The sequence below is a fragment of the Nocardia sp. NPDC052001 genome (genome assembly GCF_040680615.1).
GTDB lineage: Bacteria > Actinomycetota > Actinomycetes > Mycobacteriales > Mycobacteriaceae > Nocardia.
Genome location: NZ_JBFAXC010000003.1, coordinates 693,415 through 707,100 on the forward strand (window position 1 = coordinate 693,415; position 13,686 = coordinate 707,100).

Annotated in this window: 12 protein-coding genes; 6 read left to right on the plus strand and 6 right to left on the minus strand. The window is 66.6% G+C overall.

Annotated elements, in window-relative coordinates:
• Positions 1-26 precede the first annotated feature (26 nt).
• Together AB0L82_RS18570 and AB0L82_RS18575 are read left to right on the plus strand one after the other, a co-directional pair.
• The gene (locus tag AB0L82_RS18570; protein WP_364637348.1) at positions 27-3,557 is read left to right on the plus strand and encodes a protein kinase; all 3,531 of its coding nucleotides are present in this window, start codon (positions 27-29) and stop codon (positions 3,555-3,557) included.
• A 141-nt stretch (positions 3,558-3,698) separates the two neighbouring features.
• The gene (locus tag AB0L82_RS18575; protein WP_364637350.1) at positions 3,699-5,126 is read left to right on the plus strand and encodes an alpha/beta hydrolase-fold protein; all 1,428 of its coding nucleotides are present in this window, start codon (positions 3,699-3,701) and stop codon (positions 5,124-5,126) included.
• Positions 5,127-5,135: 9 nt separating this feature from the next.
• Here the strand turns inward: AB0L82_RS18575 and AB0L82_RS18580 are convergent, their stop codons facing one another.
• Together AB0L82_RS18580 and AB0L82_RS18585 are read right to left on the minus strand one after the other, a co-directional pair.
• On the minus strand, positions 5,136-6,452 hold the full coding sequence (locus tag AB0L82_RS18580) for a class I SAM-dependent methyltransferase (RefSeq protein ID WP_364637352.1): 1,317 nt from the start codon (positions 6,450-6,452) through the stop codon (positions 5,136-5,138).
• Positions 6,449-7,882, minus strand: a complete 1,434-nt coding sequence (locus tag AB0L82_RS18585; protein ID WP_364637982.1) for an FAD-binding oxidoreductase — start codon at positions 7,880-7,882, stop codon at positions 6,449-6,451. The genes AB0L82_RS18580 and AB0L82_RS18585 overlap by 4 nt, the downstream gene beginning before the upstream one ends.
• A 275-nt stretch (positions 7,883-8,157) precedes the next feature.
• Here AB0L82_RS18585 and AB0L82_RS18590 point away from each other — a divergent pair, with 275 nt between their 5' ends.
• The gene (locus AB0L82_RS18590) at positions 8,158-9,351 is read left to right on the plus strand and encodes an SLC13 family permease (RefSeq protein WP_364637354.1); all 1,194 of its coding nucleotides are present in this window, start codon (positions 8,158-8,160) and stop codon (positions 9,349-9,351) included.
• Between the two features lie 95 nt (positions 9,352-9,446).
• Positions 9,447-9,881, plus strand: a complete 435-nt coding sequence (locus AB0L82_RS18595; protein ID WP_364637356.1) for an SRPBCC family protein — start codon at positions 9,447-9,449, stop codon at positions 9,879-9,881.
• Here AB0L82_RS18595 and AB0L82_RS18600 read toward each other — a convergent pair.
• Together AB0L82_RS18600 and AB0L82_RS18605 are read right to left on the minus strand one after the other, a co-directional pair.
• Complete coding sequence (locus tag AB0L82_RS18600; protein WP_364637358.1) at positions 9,878-10,225, minus strand: VOC family protein; 348 nt, start codon at positions 10,223-10,225, stop codon at positions 9,878-9,880. The genes AB0L82_RS18595 and AB0L82_RS18600 overlap by 4 nt on opposite strands.
• A 14-nt stretch (positions 10,226-10,239) precedes the next feature.
• On the minus strand, positions 10,240-11,058 hold the full coding sequence (locus AB0L82_RS18605) for a MerR family transcriptional regulator (RefSeq protein WP_364637360.1): 819 nt from the start codon (positions 11,056-11,058) through the stop codon (positions 10,240-10,242).
• 100 nt (positions 11,059-11,158) lie between these two features.
• Here AB0L82_RS18605 and AB0L82_RS18610 point away from each other — a divergent pair, with 100 nt between their 5' ends.
• Together AB0L82_RS18610 and recR are read left to right on the plus strand one after the other, a co-directional pair.
• Complete coding sequence (locus AB0L82_RS18610) at positions 11,159-11,497, plus strand: YbaB/EbfC family nucleoid-associated protein (protein ID WP_364637362.1); 339 nt, start codon at positions 11,159-11,161, stop codon at positions 11,495-11,497.
• A 100-nt stretch (positions 11,498-11,597) separates the two neighbouring features.
• Positions 11,598-12,206: a recombination mediator RecR gene (gene recR, locus AB0L82_RS18615; protein WP_364637364.1), complete on the plus strand. Its 609-nt coding sequence runs from the start codon at positions 11,598-11,600 to the stop codon at positions 12,204-12,206.
• A gap of 554 nt (positions 12,207-12,760) precedes the next feature.
• On the opposite strand, the gene AB0L82_RS18620 is transcribed toward recR, so the two are convergent.
• Both AB0L82_RS18620 and AB0L82_RS18625 read right to left on the minus strand, forming a co-directional pair.
• On the minus strand, positions 12,761-13,402 hold the full coding sequence (locus AB0L82_RS18620; RefSeq protein ID WP_364637366.1) for a hypothetical protein: 642 nt from the start codon (positions 13,400-13,402) through the stop codon (positions 12,761-12,763).
• Positions 13,403-13,418: 16 nt separating this feature from the next.
• A complete protein-coding gene (locus tag AB0L82_RS18625) occupies positions 13,419-13,601 on the minus strand; it encodes a hypothetical protein (RefSeq protein ID WP_364637368.1) in 183 nt (60 codons plus the stop codon).
• Positions 13,602-13,686 lie beyond the last annotated feature (85 nt).

Genomic DNA, 13,686 nt, shown 5'->3' on the forward strand with positions numbered 1-13,686 from the left:
AAACGGCCACGCAGGCATATGTTCCCGTGAGCATCACCGATGAGCTCGAGGCCATGGGACTGATCGATGCCGAGGAGGTGGGCCGCGGCGGTTTCGGGGTGGTTTTCCGCTGCACGCAGCGCGTACTCGATCGGGTCGTCGCGGTGAAGGTGCTCTCCACCGAGATCGACGATGAGAGCCGCGAGCGCTTCCTGCGCGAGGAGCACGCCATGGGGCGGCTCTCCGGGCATCCGAATATCGTCGACATCCTCCAGGTGGACGTGACCGCGAGCGGGCGGCCGTACATCGTGATGCCGTATGCCACGCACGGTTCCCTGGAACAGCTCGTGCGCGATAACGGCCCGCTGACCTGGTCGGATTCCCTGCGGGTCGGGGTGAAGCTGGCGGGCGCGATCGAGACCGCGCATCGCGCGCAGGTGCTGCACCGGGATGTGAAGCCCGCCAATGTGCTGCTGAGCCGATACGGCGAACCGCAGCTCACCGATTTCGGCATCGCCCGGATTCCGGGTGGTTTCCGCACCTCGACCAGTTTGATCACCGGATCGCCCGCGTTCACCGCCCCCGAGGTGCTGCGCGGTGACGAGCCCACCGTGCGCTCGGATGTGTACGGTCTCGGCTCCACCCTGTTCGCGCTGCTGACCGGGCATGCCGCCTATGAGCGGCAGGCGGGGGAGAAGATCGTCGCGCAGTTCCTGCGCATCACCAGCGCACCGCTGCCGGATCTGCGGGAACAGGAGATTCCGGCGGATGTGGCGGCGGCCATCGAGGCCGCCATGTCCCCGGATCCGCGCGATCGCCCGGAGTCGGCGGTGGAATTCGGTGATCTGCTGCGCACTGTGCAGACCGGGCACGGGCAGGTGCCGGATGAGATGGCGCTGCTGGACAGCCCCGGTGACGAGGCGGATTCCGAAGCCACCGAACAGTATTCGCGCCAGCGCACGGTGATGAACTCACCGCGCAACCGCTCGCTGACCCTGCGCCCGCCGAGCACCCCGAGCGGGACCTTCACACCCGTGGGCGGGTCCGTCACGCCGAGCGGGCATACGCTACCGCCAACGGCCGCGACGAAATTCCGGCCGCCGACCCCCGCGCGCGAACCGGTGGCGCGGCCGCGGCTGCTGGACCCGCTGCGGGCGGGCGGCAGGCGACGGCTCGCGGTCATTCACGGCCCGGCGGGATTCGGCAAGAGCACGCTGGCCGCGCAATGGTGCGCCGAACTCACCGATCGCGGGGTGTCGGTGGCCTGGATCGCCATCGACCGATACGACGACAACGAGGTGTGGCTGCTCGCGCACATCATCGCCGCCATTCGCAGGGTGCGGCCCGAACTCGGGGCCGGACTGGAGCAGGTGCTGGAGGAGCGGCCCGCCGAGGCGGTGCCGTACGCGGTGTCCGCGCTGATAGACGAGGTGCACGCGGGCGGGAACACCATTGTCGTGGTGGTGGATGATTGGCATCGGGTGACCGATACCGGCGCGCACCGGGTGATGGACAATCTGCTCGACAACGGCTGTCACCACCTGCGTTTCGTGATCACCAGCCGCGAGCGCTCCGGATTGCCGTTGAGCCGCATGCAGGTCGCCGATGAACTCGTCGAAATCGATTGCGATCAACTGAAACTCACCGAGGCGGAGGCGCGGCAGATTCTCGTCGACCGCACCGGGCTGCAACTCACCGACCGTCAGGTCGAGCAGATCTACGCCGCCACCGACGGCTGGCCCGCCGCCATTCAGCTGGCGAGCCTGTCCTTGCGGGCCGCGGGGGCGGACGCCGATCAGCTGATCACTCGAATATCCGGTGACAGCAAGGCGATTCGCGAATACCTCGCCGAGAATGTGCTCGACAGCCTGGAACCGGCCATGCTCGACTTCCTGTCCGCCGTCGCCGTGCCGGAGCGGGTGAACGCCTCGCTCGCCGAGGCGTTGAGCGGCAGCGCCGAGGCCGGTGCGCTACTGGATCAGGCTGAACAGCGAGAGTTGTTCGTGCACAGGCTGTCCGATGACCCGTCCTGGTATCGCATGCAGCCGATGGTGGCCGAACATCTGCGCGCGCGGCTGGAACGCGCTCAGCCCGGGCAGGTGAAATCGTTGCACCGCAAGGCTTCCCGCTGGTTCGCCGAACATCAGCTGCTGCGGCAGTCGGTGGATCACGCGCTGGCCGCCACCGATTTCAAGTTCGCCCTCGATCTCATCGAGAACGGCGGCATGGATCTGATCGACCGCTCGCGGCTGGCCACGCTGTTCGGAACGGTATCGAAACTGCCTGTGCAGCAGGTGACTTCGCGCAGCAAGCTGTTGATGGCGCTGGCCCGGGCGAATGTGAATCTGCAACAGTCCGGTGCGGCCCGCACCGCGCTGGGCCGGCTGTCCAGCATGCTGGCGCGCAGTTCACCCACCGATGCCGAGGCGGTGAATCAGCGCTGTCAGGCGGCCGTGCTCGATGCCGCCGATCAGGTGGCGCGCGATCGCACCGACGGCGTCCTGGACAAACTCGCCGACAGTCTGCGCCTGGCGGAGGAGCTGCCGCCCTGGACGGTCTCCACCGCCGCGAATCTGGCCTCCTTCGTGCGGCTCTGCGAATTCGATTTCGACGGCGCGCGCCGCATGCAGGAGTGGGCCGCGCCGTATCACGCGCTGTCCGCGGATCCGCTGGGTGCGGTCTTCGGCCTCTGCGGTCAGGGTGATGCCGCCTACGAACAACTCGATATCGATTCCGCCACAGCCTTTTTCGAACAGGCCTGGCAGACCGCGCGGGATCGCTCGGGTCCGCATTCGCAGCCGGTGCGGGTGGCCGCCGCCCTGCTCGGCGAACTCGCCTATCGCCGCAATGATCTCGACAGCGCCGAACGCCTGCTGGACCAGAGCTATCAACTCGCCACCCACGTGGGGCCGGTCGACTTCCTGATCAGCACCTTCGTCATCGGTGCCCGCGTGAAGGCGGTGCACGGCGATCTGGACACCGCCACCGCCAGACTCGATGAGGGCGCGCGAATCGCCCTGGATCGCAAGCTCAATCGCCTCGCCGCCCATATCAGGGCCGAGCGCTTCCGCCTGGGCCTGCCGCCGGATCAACTCACCGCGGGCCTGGTCACCGACCCGATGACCCGCCCGGTCCGGCATCTGTCCGGTGCGGCCGCCCTGGCCGCCGAGGCCGAGGAATTCGCCACCGTCCGAGCGCTGCTCTACCGCCACTACCGCGGCGACGATCGCGGCCCCGCTGATGACCTGGCCCCCCTGGGCACCGATGACACGGCCGTCAAACGCGCCCGCGCCCTGCACGCCCGCATTCGCGAGAAGGACCGCCCGCGCGCGGAAATGGATGCCGCCCTGCTGCTCACCGAATGCCTGTCCGCGTCCGGCTGGGTGGGGGAGTCCATCGCGGTGCTGACCCCGGTGGTGGTGCGGTTCGCCCCGCTGGGCTGGACCCGGCCCTTCCTGGACGCGGGCCCCGGCGTGCGGAACATCCTGCGCACCATGCGCACCCAGCTCCCGCTGGTGGATATCGGCAGTCCCGACGCTCCCGAGCTGCCGCGCGCCTTCCTCGATTCGCTGCTCTGATCGCGCGGGTAGCCAGGTGACCTCGAGGGGGTTCACAGGGTTTCTCGAGGAACGGTGTTGAGAATCGCCGTCGTGCTGTTCACCCGTGTGCTGTCGCAGAGTCCTCCGCTCGGTCCTCCTCCCGCACCGCACGTTCCGGTGATGACGGGGCGGGGTGGGAACTTCCATCACGGGATTTCGCTGTTGCACGGGTGGTTACCGCAGGTGGTGTTGTTCGCGACGGTGTTCGCGCTGATCGTGGCGCTGGCCCGGTGCAAGCGGAATTGGTGGCTGTTCTCGGTGCCGGTGTGTGTGGCGCTCGGGGTGGCGGCGGCCTGGGGTGCGTGGCTGTACATGATGGACGAGGGGCTGGCCTCGGATCCGGCGCCGATGCTGCTGTGGGTGTGCATCGCCATGATCGCGGCGGCGGGTGGGGCCTTCATTGTCGGCTGGCGGTCGGGACCGTGGTGGCAGCAGGGGGCGGCGCTCTTGGCCGTGCCGCTGGCGCTGGTGAACGCGCTGATCGTGCTGAATCAGTGGGTGGGTTACTACCCGACGGCGAATGCCGCGTGGGAAGCGCTTACGGCCGAACCGCTGCCGCATCAGACCTCGCTGGCGTCGCTGGCCTCGTTGCGCAATACCAATGTGGGCTCGGGACGCATTGTGCCGGTGGATATTCCGGAGTCCGGCAGTCATTTCAAGCATCGCGAGGAGTACGTGTACCTGCCGCCCGCGTGGTTCGCCGGTGACAAGCCGCCCGCGCTGCCGGTGGTGATGATGATCGGCGGGGAGTTCAACACCCCGGCGGACTGGGTGCGCAGCGGCCAGATCATGCCCGCCGTGGACGATTTCGTGAACGGCAACAACGGTCAGGCGCCGGTGCTGGTGTTCGTCGATTCCGGCGGCAGTTTCAACAATGACACCGAATGCGTGAACGGCAGTCGCGGTGACGCCGCGGACCATCTCACCAATGATGTTCCGGACTATACGAAGTCGGCGTTCGGGGTGTCGGCGGATCCGGCGAAGTGGGCGGCGGTGGGCTGGTCCATGGGCGGCACCTGCGCGGTCGATCTGGCGGTCATGCACCCGGAGCTACTGCACACGTTCCTCGATATCGCCGGTGATCTCGGCCCGACGGCGGGCACCAAGGAGCAGACGATTCGCCGCCTGTACGCCGGAAACGCCGACACCTGGGCGCGATTCGATCCGCAGACGGTGATGGCCGAGCATGGCCCGTACACCGATATGGTCGGCGTCTTTGACGATCTGACCCCGCCGCAGCATCAGGGCGGTATGCGCAACGGCGGCAACGCCAATGCGAACGGTTACGGCAACGGCGGTAACTTCCGCCCGAAACAGCCTGCCGCCGATGATGATTCGGTCGGCCTGGGCGGCCACGACGGCGTCTTCGACACCGGTGAGCTGGGTGCGGCGAACACCCTCTGCGAGGATGGCCGCCGCGTCGGCATCGAGTGCACGGTGCACACCGCGGAGGGCGGTCATACCTGGCAGTTCGCGTCGTCGGCGTTCACCTCGACGCTGCCGTGGCTGACCGCCCGTCTCGGGCTGCCGGTGCCGAACCTGTCGTAGGGCCTGTTCCTAGGGCTTCCACCACGGGCGCAGCGGTACCGTCCACGCCTGGTCCTCGCCGAGCTTGACCCCGAGCACCTGGTGCAGCTGCACCACATTGCGCTCGAAGCCGAGCTGACAGCCCGCCATGTACAGGCCCCACACCTTGGCGGTGCCCTCGCCGACCTCGTCGACGGCGGCTTCCCAGTTCTTCACCAGGTTCTCGCACCATTCGGCCAGGGTGAGCGCGTAGTGCCGGCGCAGGTTCTCCTCGTGCAGCACCTCGAGACCCACGTTCTGGATATCGGAGATGATGCGCCCGGAGCCCGCTAGCTCACCGTCGGGGAAGACGTAGCGGTCGATGAAGTCGCCCGCCTTGGTGGTGCGGGTGTTCTCCGGCCGGGTGATGGAGTGGTTGAGGAAGGTGCCGCCGACCCGGAGCTTGGATTTGATGAATTCGAAGTAGGCCGGGTAGTTGTGCACGCCGATGTGCTCGGTGAGCCCGATGGAGGAGACGGCGTCGAAATCGCCCTCGCGCACATCGCGGTAGTCCGAATGCCGCACCTCGGCGAGTTCGGTCAGGCCCTCTTCGGCGATCTTCTGCTGCGCCCATTCCGCCTGTTCGGCGGAAAGCGTTGCGCCGATGACCTTTACGCCGCGCTTGGCGGCGTAGCGCACCATGCCGCCCCAGCCGCAGCCGATATCGAGCAGCCGGTCTCCGGCCTTCAGGTTCAGCTTGTCGAAGACGAGCCGGTACTTGTTCTCCTGCGCCTGTTCCAGGCTCCACTGCTCGTCCTCGTACACCGCGCAGGTGTAGGTCATGGAGGAGCCCAGGACGTACTCGTAGAAGGTGTTCGAGACGTCGTAGTGGTGGTGGATGGCCTCGGCGTCGCGAGTTTTGCTGTGCCGCAAGCCTTCCAGCGCGATGCGCCGCCAGCGCGGCAGCGTCTCCTGAGGCGGCGGGGCGACCGGCTTGAGCAGTTCCCAGCCCAGCGAGCGTGCGATGACGACCAGCTGCATGGCGGTGGGGCGCCGGAACTTCAAGCCCGCCATGGCTTTCAGCAGTTCGTACGGGTCGCCCGCGTGCACGCCGTGCGCGATCATATCGCCGGAGATGTAGGCGCGCGCCATGCCGAGATCACCGGGCGCGTTGGCGACGTAGTTGACGCCGCGCGGATTGACGATCTCCAGCCCGAACTCGGAATCCTCGGGGCCGGTGCTGCTGCCGTCGTACGCGGTGAAGCGGATCGGCATCGGTCCCTCGATGAGGGTCTCGAAGATCTCGGCAATGGTGAGTTTTGTTCCGAGCTCGGCGAAAACGTCGGAACGATCCTTGAACGTGGTCACTTGCGTTGCACCGCCTTCGAATACAGATCCAGTAAACGAGAATCCGGGTCGTAGGTTGCTTTGAGTTGGGTGTAGGTCTTGCCGCCGTAATAGAGCTCGGCGAACTCGTCCTGCTCGTAGTAGGAGTCCGAGTAGAGGGATTTGTGCCCGTCGAGCGCGGACACCTCCTTCTCGATGGCGCGGTTGGCCGCGCCCTCCTGCTGTCCCGGCCGGGTCGGCACGGCCGACCAGAAGCCGACGTTCACATAGGTACGATCGGGTTCCAGGGGGTAGAGCGGCCACGGCCGCTCCGGTCCGCCGGAGTCGCGCAATCGCAAGGGGCACAACCAGATCGGCTCGATCGGTATCTCGCGCAGGAACCAGTCCAGGAAGTCGGCGGTGCGCTCGATGGGCACCTCGATGTCCTGCACCACGCGTTCGCGCGGCAGATTGCCCTGCCGGGCCTCCATGCGGTCGCCGATGTGGTACTTCTGGTCGAGTCCGATGAGCTTCCAGTAGAAACTGCTGCGCCGGTACTTCTTCGGCCAGAAGCGCCGGATCTTCGGGTTCTGCGCCCCGAACGCCCGTGAGCACCAGAACCAGTCGGTGTCCCAGCGCCACAGGTAATCCGAGATGGTCAGCCGGTCGCGCTTGGGCTCGGTCGAATCGTGCTGGATGGACCGGTAGAAGATGTCCATATCGGTGTAGTCGCTGACCGGTCCGGGTTCATCGGTCTGCCGCCCGAGCACCAGGTAGCTCTCGTCGGCGGTGAACACCACGCCGTCGAGGTAGTCGACCCGCTCCCCGGCGTACGAGCGGTCCGCGATGATCTGCGCCATGGTCGTTTCCAGCTCCCGCAGTTCATGAAACCTTATGTGGCGCAGTGCCACATAGGGTTCGACCGCTTCGAGCTGGATCTTCAGCCGGGTGGAGTAGCCGAGCGTGCCGTAGGAGTTCGGGAAGCCCCGGAACAGGTCCGCGTGCTCGCCGTCGGGGGTGGCGGTGATGATCTCGCCCGCCCCGGTGAGTACGTCGATCTCCAGGACGGATTCGTGCGGCAGCCCATTGCGGAACGAGGTCGACTCGATCCCGAGTCCGGTGACCGCGCCGCCCAGGGTGATGGTCTTGAGTTGCGGCACCACCAGCGGCGCGAGCCCGTACTGGAGGGTGACCGCGACCAGATCCTCGTAGGTGGTCATGCCCGCGACGTCGGCGGTTTTGGCGTGCCGGTCGACCGCGATGACCTGTGTCAATCCGGAGACGTCGAGTCCGGGCGCGGTGCTCTTGGCCCGGGCGCGGAACAGATTGGAGGTCTTCTTGGCCAGCCGGACATTCGCATCGGGCGGTATGGCTCGATACGAAGCGAGTAGCCGATCGACCCCTGCCTGATGCGCTGCGAACCCTGATTCCCGCACGGCCGGTATCCGGCCTGCCTTCCCCAACAGACTCACTGCCACCCCCGAAACGCTAGCCTGCACCGACCGGTACGGCCAGCAGGAGCACACCGGCGGGGCGGTTTTTCACGCACAGTTTGCATACGCATCAACACCCGCTACCAGCCGCATATCGAGTCTATTCCCGTTATCCCGGTGATTATAGTTACTAGAGCTAACTATCTGGATGTATTTCCGCTCCGGAGTTTTTCCGGTCTTCGCGCCTCAGCCGATCGCCCGGACTGCTCGGGGGCGGACGGCGCTATAGCGCGCACCGCTGCTTGAATGAGGCGGTGCGTTGGCGTCCGAGCAACCTGGATAAAGTCCGGCTGGCGCTGCTGGCCGCCGGATTGCTCTGTGTGGCAACCGGATTGCTACCCCGCGCCGAGGCGGCCGACAATATGCGGCGGATCGCGCCGCTGCTGTTGTTTCTCGGCAGTGTGATCGTGCTGGCCGAACTGGCCCGCGCCGCCAAGGTATTCGATGTGATCGCGCATCGGCTCGCGATCGTGGCGGGTGGCGACTACGCCGCGTTGTTCCTACTGTGCGGGCTCTTCGCCACGGTGACCACCGTCGTGCTCAATCTCGACACCACCGCGGTCCTGCTCACCCCGGTCATGCTGGCCCTCGCGGTGCCGGCGCGGATCGCGCCGCTGCCGCTGGCCATGACCACGCTGTGGCTGGCCAATACCGCGAGCCTGCTGCTGCCGGTCTCGAACCTCACCAATCTGCTCGCCGCCGATCGCGTCGGCCTCGATGTGACCGGTTTCGCGGCCCGCATGTGGCTGCCGCAGCTGCTGTCCACGGCGGCCACCATGGTGTGCCTGTGGGTGTTCTACTGGCGGCGTTCGCGGCGCGGCGCGGATCGCTATGTGGTGCCGGAACCGGTGCGCCCGGCCGATTCCCGGGAACGGTGGCTGCTCTGGTCGACCGGCGGCGCCTGCCTGGCCTTCGTGCTGGCGATCCCGCTGGCCGGTGATCACATCGGTTACGCGGCCGCGGCCGCGGCGCTGATCGCCCTGGTGGCGTTCGCGATCTTCGATCGCTCGGTGCTGCGGCCGTCGCTGTTCCCTTGGCAGCTGCTGGTATTCGTCGCCGGCCTGTTCCTGGTGGTGCCCACCCTGAGCCGGTTCGGCCTCGCACATCTGATGCACGGATTGATCGGTGACGATCCGGGAGCGTCCGGTGCGTTCCGCGCGGCGGGTGCGGGCGCGGGCCTGTCCAATATCGTGAACAACCTGCCCGCCTACACCGCCGGTGAGGCCGTGATCCCGGACGCCAACCGAAACCAATTGCTGGCCTTGCTGATCGGCTCGAATGTCGCCCCGATCGTGACCCCGTGGGCCTCCCTGGCCACCCTGCTGTGCCTGGAGTTCTGCCGCGTCTATCGGGTGCGGGTTCCGCCGGCGCGCTTCGTACTCTCCGGTCTGGTGCTGGCTGTCGCCGCGACCACACTGGCCGTCGCGGGTCTGCTGCTCACCGGCTAGCGCGACGCGGAACCGAATCTGAAAGTGTTGTGCGGCTGGGCCTGGGGCTAAAGTCTGGGAGGCGGAACAGCACAGCGGGAATTAAGGAGCACATGGTGGGACAGGTCAGCGCCTCCAGTTCGATCGTCGTGACGGCGGATCCGCAGCGCACCCTCGAGGCGATCGCGGACTACGAATCGGTGCGGCCGCGCATCAACTCCGCGCACTACCTGGACTACAAGGTGGTCGAGGGCGGCAAGGGTGCGGGCACCGTGGTGGATTGGACGCTCAAGGCCACCGAGAAGCGGTCGCGCAATGTGCACGCCACCATCTCGGTCTCCGATTCCATGGTGACCGAACGGGATTCGAACTCCTCCATGGTCACCACCTGGACAGTGACCCCGCAGGGCAGCGGTTCGCTGGTCACCACGCGCACCAGCTGGAAGGGCGCGGGCGGCATCGGCGGCATCTTCGAAGGCATCTTCGCACCGCTCGGCCTGAAGAAGATCCAGGCCGAGGTGCTGGAGAACCTGAAGCGGGAACTTTCCTAACCGGCGATATCGAAGAGGTTGCCCTCGGGGTCGGCGAGTGTCGACCACTTGATGCCGTACTCGTCGAAATCGGCGATGTGCTTGGCGCCGAGGGCAACCGCGCGTTCGATCTGCTTGGCGAGGTCCTCACCGTGCAGATCCAGATGCACCACATTCTTGCCCGGCGTCTTGTCCGGCACCCGGATGAACATGAGCGTCGGGGTGACGCCGGTGCTCTGCCCGACGGTGGCGAATTCCCGGTTGGCGTCCGGATCGACGGTGCGCTCCAGCAGCTGCGCCCAGAATCCGGCGAGTTCGGCGGCGTTGTCGCAGTCGACGGTGATGTTGGCGATGGTCAATGGCATGGCGGTTCTCCTGTTCAGAGCCGGCCGATGGGCCAGCAGATTTCGGTGATGTAGTCGGCCTCGGCGACATCGCCGGGACCGGCCAGATAGCGTTCGCGGACGGGTTCCGCGAGCGCCGAGTCATGTTCGGCGACATAGCTGCCCAGTGCGCCGTAGGTGCGGTCGAAATCGGTGAACGGACCCAGGTGCACCGCCACCGCGAAGCGGCGGGCGGGCAGATCGATCACCGTGCCGAGCGCGGCGCAACGCTCCCGATCGGCGGGTGCGATGGGCACGAAGGCCACCACCTCACCGTGATCGTTCTCGAAGAACTCCATGGCGTAGGTCGCGCTGCCGGGGCCGTCCGGTGCGATGCCCGCGGCTTCCAGAGCCTGGTACAGCGTGCCGAAACTGGTGTCGCACCAGACATCGATGCCGTCGCGGGACACCACCTCGGCGATCGCGAGCGCGGGAAAGCTGGGGACGGAACGATATTCGACCTTCAGCGGCTCATCGCCGGGCGGCAACAGCAGCGCGCGCAGTGAGGCCACCACATCGCGGGTGCGGGCGAGTTCGGCTTCCATGCGCTCGAGATGTGCGCGCAGTGCGGCATCGCGCGTCCCGCGATCCGGCGCGTCCAGCACCGCTTTGATCTCCGGCACCGGCATATTCAGCTCGCGCAAGCGGCGGATCAGATGCGCCCGCTCCACCTGATCGGTCGAATAGAAGCGGTACCCGGTGCTCGGATCAACCGTGGCGGGCGGCAGCAATTCGATCTCGTGGTAGTAGCGCAGCGCTTTCACGCTGAGATAGCTGAGCCGGGAGAACTCCCCGATCGGAACCGTCGCTGTCATGCCTTCAGCGAACACTCTCCCACCGGGGGAGAGTCAAGAGCGCCGCGCGGAACGACGACTAGGCTGGGCACCGTTACTTCCCCCGCAGAGAGGACACGCCGTGCAACCCGGTGGAGAGTTCGATATCCAGCAGTTGATGGCCCAGGCGCAGCAGATGCAGGCAGCCGTGATGGCCGCACAGCAGGAGATCGCGGAGTCCGAGGTCGAGGGCGAGGCGGGCGGTGGCCTGGTGCGCGCCCGGATTCGCGCCACCGGTGAGGTGCTGGCGCTGACCATCGACCCCAAGGTGGTCGATCCCGAGGATGTGGATACCCTGCAGGACCTGGTCATCGGCGCGCTCAACGCGGCCATGGAGAATGCCCAGCAGCTGGCCGCCGATCGGCTCGGCCCGCTGGCCGGTGGTCTGGGCGGACCCGGCGGGGCGCTGCCGGGTTTCTGAGCCCGGGCTGCTGAGATAGGCGCTGCCCGGCTGATATGACCGCGTCCGGGTTTCGGACAGGAATACGGCCGGGCGGTTTCGGCCACGGGAAGGTGGAGGCGTGTACGAGGGTCCGGTTCAGGATCTCATCGACGAGCTGGGCAAACTGCCCGGTGTAGGTCCGAAGAGCGCACAGCGCATCGCGTTTCACCTACTCGGCGTGGAACCGCCGGAGATCGACCGGCTCCAGGCGGCCCTGCAGAAGGTGCGCGACGGCGTGCGCTTCTGTGCCGTCTGCGGCACCGTCTCCGACGGTGAGCTCTGCCGGATCTGCTCCGACCCGCGCCGCGACCGCACCATGATCTGCGTGGTCGAGGAGCCCAAGGACGTGCAGGCCATCGAGCGCACCCGCGAATTCCGCGGCCGCTACCACGTATTGGGCGGAGCCCTGGACCCGCTGTCCGGTATCGGCCCCGATCAGCTCCGCATTCGGGAACTGCTGCAGCGCATCGGCAATCAGGAAGACGGCATCGACGTCAGCGAAGTCATCATCGCCACCGACCCGAACACCGAGGGTGAAGCGACGGCGACCTACCTGGTCCGCATGCTCCGCGATTTCCCGGGCCTCAGCGTCACCCGCCTCGCTTCGGGCCTCCCCATGGGCGGAGACCTCGAATTCGCCGACGAATTGACCCTGGGCCGAGCCCTTTCCGGCCGCCGCGCCTTGTAAGGGCATGACCTTTGCGGGGTTCGGGGGCTCGCCCCGAGAACTCGGCCGAACGGGGTTTCAGGGGTTTACCCCTGAGAGTTACGAGAGTTGTCTAAGTCCACACCGGCGGTGCCAGTGCCGCCGGTTGCGGGCAGGGAATGTGCTGGCTGTTCCTGGGTATATCGGCACCCGCCCCCGTGGCGTGCAAAGCAACTACCGCGGCCAGCGCGGCGGCTATTCCGGCGAGTACCGCCAGGCTCTTACGCAGCCTCGGTGTCGCTTTCTTCGGGCGTAGCTTCACAGTTCTCTCCTGCCTCAGGGGAACAGCACAGCGCGAAATTAGTGAAAGGCTAGCGTTCCTACGCCTGCGCGGACTTAATCTCTCGGGTGCCCAATCCCGAATCGAGACGCTGTTGTTATTCGGCCGCGCACCTCGAGTTGGCGATATCCATCGGATTCAGTGCCGCTGAGCTGGCGAAACACCGATTATCGACCGGGATCGTAATCTTCCGATCGGAATGGACGCCGAATGCACAGGACCGGTGGAAACCATTGTCCGGTCCGGTAGACCCGGCTCAGAAGGTGAGGCGCTGCCAATCGAGGACGTCGAATTTCGACCGATCGCCGAGCGTCCACGACCAGATCAGATCAGCCACGGTCGCCGGATCGTCCACGCGCACGGTGAAATGGCGGTCCGGTGATCCATCGCGGTATTCCACGTCGTAGCGGCCATTCTCATGGCGATAGGTTTGGATATAGGTCTGATCGCCGCTCTCCACGATCAGATAAGGGCCGGGCGCGGTGAGTTCCGGTACCCACAAATGCGCGAGTTCGCTTGTGAGATAGGGGAAATCACCCGCGCCGCCGTGCGATACCGCGACCGGCACCGCACCGGCGGGGTCGATGAGCCAGGACAGTTGCGGATCGTAGAGGGCGTACCCGCGCGGGGTCGCCAGCTCGAAAAGCAGTGCCCGTACATGTCCGATGGCGTCGTACGGGCTGGAGATGAACAGCGCCTCGCCCATGGCCCCGTCGGCGGCGGGTGCACCGAGGAAGGCGTCCTCCTCGATGAGCTCACCATTGCGCGCGTCGAGTTCGGCGGCCATCGCGGCCACCGGCTCGGCGGCGGGCTTGCGATCCTGCGCGGTCAGGAACGCGTCGATCTCGGCGGCCGTCGCGGCGACGCCGGAGGGTAGTAGAACGTGGTCGTAGCTCACCTGACCAGGCTAGTAGTCACCCGGCGAGGGTCTGCGGGCCGGTGCTGAACTCGGGCTCGACGCATTCGCAGCCGCCCGCGATATCGGAGCAGTCGGCCAGGTAGGGGTGGCGTAGCCGGTCGGTGTCCGCGCATGCCCAATCGGTGCACTCGGCCGAACCGTCGGCATGTGCGATGAGCGTTCCATGGCAGGAATTCATGCGTCCTCCTTCAACCGTCTACTCGAAATCCAAGCACCCGGGTCCGACAAGCAGGGGGAGGTCACCGCGTGTCGTCCGATCTGTC